Source organism: Stenotrophomonas sp. STEN046 (assembly GCF_056759755.1).
Window position 1 is genome coordinate 34,429 of the sequence record NZ_JBRRDR010000041.1, and the last position, 7,195, is coordinate 41,623.

The 7,195-nt window shown below is 68.2% G+C and carries 5 protein-coding genes; 4 read left to right on the forward strand and 1 reads right to left on the reverse strand.

The window, feature by feature from the left end:
• Positions 1-23 precede the first annotated feature (23 nt).
• A complete protein-coding gene (locus ACVOLJ_RS16720) occupies positions 24-2,060 on the reverse strand; it encodes a TonB-dependent receptor domain-containing protein (RefSeq protein ID WP_481564648.1) in 2,037 nt (678 codons plus the stop codon).
• Positions 2,061-2,554: 494 nt separating this feature from the next.
• On the opposite strand from ACVOLJ_RS16720, the gene mdoH reads away from it, so the two are divergent.
• From mdoH to ACVOLJ_RS16740, 4 genes are read left to right on the forward strand one after another with little or no spacing between them, the layout of a single operon-like run.
• Positions 2,555-4,495, forward strand: coding sequence for a glucans biosynthesis glucosyltransferase MdoH (gene mdoH / locus ACVOLJ_RS16725; RefSeq protein WP_481564649.1), 1,941 nt, complete (start codon positions 2,555-2,557; stop codon positions 4,493-4,495).
• 50 nt (positions 4,496-4,545) lie between these two features.
• Positions 4,546-5,205 (forward strand): alpha/beta hydrolase, encoded by a 660-nt coding sequence (locus ACVOLJ_RS16730; protein WP_481564650.1) that lies wholly within the window; start codon positions 4,546-4,548, stop codon positions 5,203-5,205.
• Positions 5,206-5,235: 30 nt separating this feature from the next.
• The gene (locus ACVOLJ_RS16735) at positions 5,236-6,252 is read left to right on the forward strand and encodes a sensor histidine kinase (protein ID WP_481564652.1); all 1,017 of its coding nucleotides are present in this window, start codon (positions 5,236-5,238) and stop codon (positions 6,250-6,252) included.
• 4 nt (positions 6,253-6,256) lie between these two features.
• Positions 6,257-6,991, forward strand: a complete 735-nt coding sequence (locus ACVOLJ_RS16740; protein ID WP_481564651.1) for a LytR/AlgR family response regulator transcription factor — start codon at positions 6,257-6,259, stop codon at positions 6,989-6,991.
• The last annotated feature ends 204 nt before the right edge of the window (positions 6,992-7,195 follow it).

Consider the following 7,195-nt stretch of genomic DNA (forward strand, 5'->3'; position numbering starts at 1 on the left):
CGCCAGCGCGATCGCAGTGCGCGTCAGAAGCGTGCGGTCATGCTGAGGAAGTAGCTGCGCCCGGCCACGAAGTAGTCGGTGGAGCCCTCGGCGTACAGCTTCTTGTCGGCCAGGTTGCTGACACCGCCGCGCAGGGTCAGCACCTCGTTGACGTTCCAGGCAGCGGTCAGGTCATACAGCGTGTATGCCTTCAGGAAGGTGTTGACCATGCCGGTCTGCTTGCCGGTGTACTGCGCCGACAGGCTGCTGGAAAACACCGTGTTCGGCGTCCAGTCCAGCGACGAATAGCCGGAGAATTCCGGTGTGTCGATCAGGTTGCGGCCGGTGGTCAGGTTCTTGGCCTCCTTCATCCAGGTGGCCGAGGTGCGCCAGCGCCAGTGATCACCGAAGCGGAAGTTGAGGTTGCCTTCCATGCCGCTGGTGCGCGCGCGCTGCACGTTGCTCATGCGCGTCCACCAGTAACCGTTGAAGAAGCCGAGTGCTTCGTACTCGATCTTGTTCTTGAAGTCGGTATGGAAGTAGGTCAGCCCGGCATCGACCAGATCATTGTCGAAGCTGACGCCGATCTCGCGGTTGGTGCTGGTTTCCGGGGCCAGGTCGGGGTTGCCGGCCATGTAGCAGCCGCCGCGGGTGTAGCCCAGCGGGATCAGCGAGGTGCAGCCGCGGCCGCCGGACTGGGTCGCCGCGCTGGGCGAGTTCTCGGTCAGGCTGGGGGCGCGGAAGCCCTTGGATACACCGCCACGGATCGTCCACTGCTCGCCCGGGTGCCAGACCAGGTAGGCGCGCGGACTGACATGGCTGCCGAACTGCTCATGGTGGTCCAGGCGGGCACCCAGGGTCAGGGCCAGCGTGCTGTGCAGCTTCAGCTCGTCCTCCACGAACAGGGCCCAGGTATCCACTTCCAGGCTGGAACCGACCACCGGCTTGCCAGCGTAGTCGATCGGTGCCTGGCCGATGGTGTCGGTGTTGGTCAGCTCCTGGCGCTTCCACTGGCCGCCCACCGCGAACTGGTGGTCAACGCCCAGGGTGAACGGCGTGCTCAGGCTGCCCTCGATGATGGTATCGGTGGCTTCGGAACGGCCGGTGGCACCGATATCGTTCTTGTACTCGGTCCAGTACGCGCTCAACTTGGAGGTACCGAAGTCCCACTTGCCATCGTGGTTCAACGCCAGCGAACTGCGCTTGAGCTCGCTGGCGCCCCACGCGCCCTCGTCCTGGTTTTCCAGTGCCTTGGCGATGAAGGCCTGCTGCACGCCGTGGCCGGCTTCCAGCGAAACCTCCTGCGCCTCGCTCAGCTTCCAGTTCAGCAGTGCATCGACGTTGCGGTCCTTCTCGCCGGCGTAGGCGTTGCCATACACCCCGCCGTTGTCGCGGTCAGAGTCGCGGCGCATGCTGTTGGCGCCGATGCGCAGGCCGAAGCGTTCGCCCAGCGGGCCGGAGAACGTCGCGCCGATCTGCTGGGTATCACCGCGCTTGCCATCCTGCGGGCGGGTGTAGCTGTGGGTGGCGCTGCCGTTCCAGGTATCGCCGATGCGCTTGGTGATGATGTTGATCACACCGCCCATCGCGTCCGAGCCGTACAGCGAAGACATCGGGCCGCGCACCACTTCAATGCGCTCGATCTGGTCCGGGGCGATCCAGTTCAGGTCCTGCCGGCCCAGGTCGGGGCGGTAGTTGGTCGAGGCCGAACTGCCCATGCGCTTGCCGTCCACCAGCACCAGCGTGTAGTTGGACGGCATGCCGCGCAGCTTGATCTTGGACTGCTCGCCGCTGGCGCTGAGCCCGCCGGTAACACCGGGAATGCGGCTGAGCAGGGCAGCCAGGTCGTGCACCGGCTGGCGTTCGATGTCTTCGCGGCTGATCACGCTGATGCTGGCCGGGGCATCCTTGATCCACTGCTGGTTGCCCGAGGCGGTAACCACCACGGTGTCCAGGTCCTTGGTCGAGGCATCGGCGCTGGCTTCAGCGGCAGCGAGGGCGGGCAGTGCCAGCAGGCAGGCGGTGGCCAGGGCACTGGCCAGGCGGGTGCGCGACAGGCGCGCGGAACGGAGAGGGGACATGACGGCTTCCAAGGGAGAGGAGAGACCCGGGGGAAGCAGCAGGCGCACGCAGACAGCAGGCAGCCCCCCCTTCCCTGGGTCGTCGGGCGCGCGGACGGTCCGGCGCAGCTGGGTGGGTCCGCAGCGCTGCGCGCGTTGACCTGCCTGGTTAACGGAATGATAACCGTTCTCGTTTGTTACGATCCAGTACTTCCTGCGATCAAGCGACATCCGCCACGCCCGTGACGCGGTTCGCCTGCTGATTGCTGAATGGGGACAATTCCCGGCGTAGACCTTCGCACCCGGCTTACATTCAGCCCCATAGACTGAGCCGCATTTTTCGATTCCGCCCCGTTGGAGATCGTGTGGGTTCCGGTAGTGACAGACATCGACTGCGCGGCATGACGCCGTGGCAGACAGGACAAGTGCGGACGCCGGGAATGCGTGCCAGGAACCTTGGCGCATGCAGCCCGGCCCGGATGGCCGGTCCTGCGGCCTGCGCGGAATAGGCGGCCATGGGGAATCAAACCATCGACGCGGACCCGACCGACGCGGGACCGGCTGCGACCGGTCCTGACGCGGGCTGGGCCCTGCTACCGGCCGAATCACCGCTGGTGATGCCGGAACAGACGTTGCGCGAAGGCCGCCTGAAGGTGCGCCGCCATCGCACCTCGCCGCGCATGATCGGCCTGCGCCGCCTGTACATCCTGGGGGGCACCGTGGCGATGACCGCCGTGGCCACCCGCATGATGTGGCGGGTGCTGTCCGGCAATGGCATCAGCGTGCTGGAAGCCTGCCTGCTGGTGCTGTTCGTCGGCCTGTTCGCCTGGATCGCGCTGTCCTTTGCCAGTGCCGTGGCCGGCTTCCTGACGGCCGTGTTCGACCGTGGCTACCGTCTGGGCATCGACCCGGACAAGCCGCTGCCCACCGTGCACAGCCGCACCGCGCTGCTGATGCCCACCTACAACGAAGACCCGCGGCGGCTGCTGGCCGGCCTGCGCGCGATCTACGAGTCGGTGGCCGCCACCGGGCAACTGCAGCGCTTCGATTTCTTCGTGCTCAGCGACACCCGGCGGGAAGACATCGCCCGCGCCGAAGAGCAGGTGTTCGCCGAACTGCGCGAGCTGGTGCCCGATGGGCGGGCGCGGCTGTTCTACCGCAGGCGTGGCGACAACAGCGCACGCAAGGCCGGCAACATCGCCGACTGGGTACGCCGCTTCGGTGGCGCCTACCCGCAGATGCTGATCCTGGATGCCGACAGCCTGATGACCGGCGACAGCATCGTGCGCCTGGTGGCCGGCATGGAGCACAACGCCGACGTCGGCCTGATCCAGACCCTGCCATCGGTGATTGGCGGCCGCACCCTGTTCTCGCGCATGCAGCAGTTCGGCGGGCGCGTCTACGGGCCGGTGATCGCCCGTGGCGTGGCCTGGTGGCATGGTGCCGAAAGCAACTACTGGGGGCACAACGCGATCATCCGCACCCGGGCCTTCGCCGACCACGCCGGCCTGCCGGAACTGCCGGGGCGCAAGCCGTTCGGCGGCCACGTGCTGAGCCATGATTTCGTGGAAGCGGCGCTGATGCGCCGCGGTGGCTGGGCCGCGCACATGGTGCCGTACCTGGGGGGCAGCTACGAAGAAGGCCCGCCGACCCTGACCGATCTGCTGGTGCGTGACCGCCGCTGGTGCCAGGGCAACCTGCAGCACGGCAAGGTGGTCGGCAGCCGTGGCCTGCACTGGATCAGCCGCGTGCACATGCTGATCGGCATCGGCCACTACTTCACCGCCCCGATGTGGGCAATGCTGATGCTGATCGGCATCGCCATTCCGCTGTTCCAGGAAGGCATCGATTTCAACGCGCTGCTGCATCTGTCGCCCAGCGTGTATTGGCGCGCACAGGACGAAGAGCAGGTGGTGCGCCTGTTCGCCGCCACCATGGCCGTACTGCTGATGCCCAAGGTGCTGGGCTACCTTGCGATGCTGCTCGACCCGGTCGAACGCCGCGGTTGCGGTGGCGCCGTGCGCGCATTTCTGTCGATGCTGGTGGAAACGGTGCTGGCCGCGCTGATGGCACCGGTGGTGATGTACGTGCAGTCGCGCGGCGTGGCCGAGGTGCTGTCCGGCCGCGATTCGGGCTGGGATGCGCAGCAGCGCGACGACGGTGGCATCTCCTGGATGGCCCTGTTGCGCGGCTACGGCGGCCTGGGCGTGTTTGGTGCCTTCATGGGGCTGCTGGCGTGGGCGGTGTCGCCGTCGCTGGCGGCCTGGATGGCGCCGGTGGTGATCGGCATGGTGCTGGCGGTGCCGGTGGTGGCGCTGACCTCGCTGCGTGGGCCGGGCGCCTTCCTGCATCGCCTTGGCCTGCTCGATATCCCCGAAGAGAACATCCCGCCGCCGGTGCTGGTGCGTGCTGCGCAGCTGCGCCGGGAAGCGGCCGAGCAGCCGCCGATGTACTGATTGCGGCGTGCCAGCGGCATAATGCGGCTCGAACGTACAGGAGCCGCAACATGTTGCAAACGGTGGAACAGGAGACCGGCGCCTCGCCGCAGTGGTCGGTGATCTGGCTGCACGGGCTGGGCGCCGACGGCCATGACTTCGCGCCGATCGTGCCCGAACTGGTGCGCCCGCACTGGCCGGCGCTGCGCTTCGTCTTCCCGCACGCACCGGTGCGGCCGATCACGATCAACAACGGCGTACCGATGCGCGGCTGGTACGACATCGTCGGCATGGACTTCCGCTCGCGCGCCGACATGGCCGGCGTGCAGGAGTCGGTCGCACAGCTGGATGCATTGATCGCACGCGAGATCGAACGCGGTGTCGCCGCCGAGCAGATCTTCCTGGCGGGCTTCTCGCAGGGCGGGGCGGTGATCCTCAGCGCGGCACTGGCGCGTACTGCGCCGCTGGCGGGCCTGATCGCACTGTCCACCTACCTGCCCGACGCCGAGCGCGCCACCCGCGTTGACGGTGCCGTGCAGGTGCCGGTGTTCATGGCCCACGGCAGCGGCGACCCGGTGATTCCGCAGGCCGTGGCCGCACACAGTGCCGAGGTGCTGCGCAACCTGGGCCTGGATGTGCAGTGGCAGAGCTACCCGATGGCCCACCAGGTCTGTGCCGAGGAGATCCAGGCACTGGGTGACTGGTTGCAGGCGCGGCTGGGCACCGCCTGAGCCATGACTGCAGGCACCGCCACCCCGTGGATGCCGGAACTGTGCCGCCTGCCACGGTTGGCGGCGATGTTTGGCCTGGCCGAACTGGTGGTGGTGGTGCTGGCGTTGGCACCCGATGGCAGCCGTCACTGGACCGTGGGCGAACTGGCATCGGCCAGCGGCTTCGCGCTGTGGCTGGCGCTGGCTGTCACCGCCAGCCTGTGCCTGCTGCGGCGGGCACTGTCGACGCTGCCGCAGGCGCTTGGCGCCCTGGCCGCGGTGGGCCTTGCTGCGCTGATCGCGGTGCTGTGTGCCGGCATCATCCATGCCTTGTATGCGGTGCTGGGTGACAACTTCGCACGCGGCATCGGCTTCTGGCGGTTCACCCTGGGCAGTGCCGCCACCACGGCGCTGATCACCGCGTTGGCGCTGCGCTACTTCTACGTAAGCGATCGCTGGGCGGCACAGGTGCAGGCCAATGCGCGTGCGCAGGCCGACGCCCTGCAGGCGCGCATCCGCCCGCATTTCCTGTTCAACAGCATGAACCTGATCGCCAGCCTGCTGCATCGCGATCCAGCGGTGGCCGAGCGCGCCGTGCTCGACCTGTCCGATCTGTTCCGCGCTGCATTGGGTGCAGGCGAAGGCGATTCCACCCTGCGCGACGAATGCGAACTGGCCGAGCGCTACCTGTCCATTGAATCGCTGCGCCTGGGCGAGCGCCTGCAGGTGCGCTGGCAGCGTGACGAGCCGCTGCCGTGGGGCCTGCCGATGCCGCGCCTGGTGCTGCAGCCGCTGGTGGAAAACGCGGTGCTGCACGGCATCTCGCGGCTGCCCGAAGGCGGCATCATCGAACTGCAGCTGGCCTGCGTGGGCAATGAGCTGCTGATCCGGGTGCGCAATCCCGCGCCGGACCCGCAGGTGCCCGGGCTTGCCCTGGCGCAGGGCGCCGGCCATGCACAGCACAGCATCGGCCATCGCCTGGCCTGGCGCTTCGGTCGTGCCGCACGGATGACGGCTGGCTGGAGCGAGGGCTACTATGCCTGCCAGGTGACGGTGCCGATCCAGTGAGGGAATGATCGTGAGGGTAGTCATCGCCGATGACGAACCGTTGGCGCGCGAGCGCCTGCGCAGCCTGCTGGCCGCGCAGGACGGCGTGGACGTGGTGGCCGAGGCCGGCAACGGCGAGCAGGCCCTGCATGCCTGCGCCGAGCTGCAGCCGGATCTGGTCCTGCTGGACATCGCCATGCCCGGCCTGGATGGACTGGAGGCCGCGCGCCACCTGGCCAGCTTCGAGCCGCGCCCGGCGGTGGTGTTCTGCACCGCCTACGATGCACATGCGCTGTCCGCGTTCGAGGCGGCGGCCATCGACTATCTGATGAAGCCGGTACGCGCCGAACGCCTGGCCGCTGCCATTGCGCGTGCGCGCACCTTCCTGGCCGGCCGTGATGGCCAACCGCAGCACACCGGCGGCCAGGCCCGCAGCATGCTGTGCGCGCGGTTGCGCGGCAGCCTGCGCCTGATTCCGCTGGATGACATCCACTACCTGCAGGCCGAGGAAAAGTACGTGGTGGTGCACCACGCACGCGGCGAAGACCTGATCGAGGAATCGCTGAAATCGCTGGAGGAAGAATTCGCCAGCCGCTTCGTGCGCATCCATCGCAACTGCCTGGTGGCGCGGCACGAGCTGGTGGAGCTGCGACGGGGCACGGGTGGCCAGGTGCAGGCGGTACTGCGGCATGGCAAGCAGCCGCTGGAAGTCAGTCGTCGGTGCGTGGCGACGCTGAAGCAGGAACTGCGGCATTTGTAGGTTCCGCGCGGCCTGCGGCCGCTACTGCTGACGAGCAACGCCTGAAGCAACAGCAACAGCAACAGCGGGTCATGGCTCGGTGTTTCTACGTGCTGGGTTGGGCCGGGGGGGGGGGGGGGGGGGGGCGCGCGCCGGCCGCGGGCCGCCCCCGGGGGGGGGGGGGGGGGGGGGGGGGGGGGGGGGGGGGGGGGGGGGGGGGGGGGG

What these genes read in the sequence shown, in the direction of transcription:
- ACVOLJ_RS16740 (WP_481564651.1), top strand. Translation starts at nt 6,257, where the DNA reads ATGATCGTGAGGGTAGTCATCGCCGATGACGAACCGTTGGCGCGCGAG.
- mdoH (WP_481564649.1), top strand. Translation starts at nt 2,555, where the DNA reads ATGGGGAATCAAACCATCGACGCGGACCCGACCGACGCGGGACCGGCT.
- ACVOLJ_RS16735 (WP_481564652.1), top strand. Translation starts at nt 5,236, where the DNA reads ATGCCGGAACTGTGCCGCCTGCCACGGTTGGCGGCGATGTTTGGCCTG.
- ACVOLJ_RS16720 (WP_481564648.1), bottom strand. Translation starts at nt 2,060, where the DNA reads ATGTCCCCTCTCCGTTCCGCGCGCCTGTCGCGCACCCGCCTGGCCAGT.
- ACVOLJ_RS16730 (WP_481564650.1), top strand. Translation starts at nt 4,546, where the DNA reads ATGTTGCAAACGGTGGAACAGGAGACCGGCGCCTCGCCGCAGTGGTCG.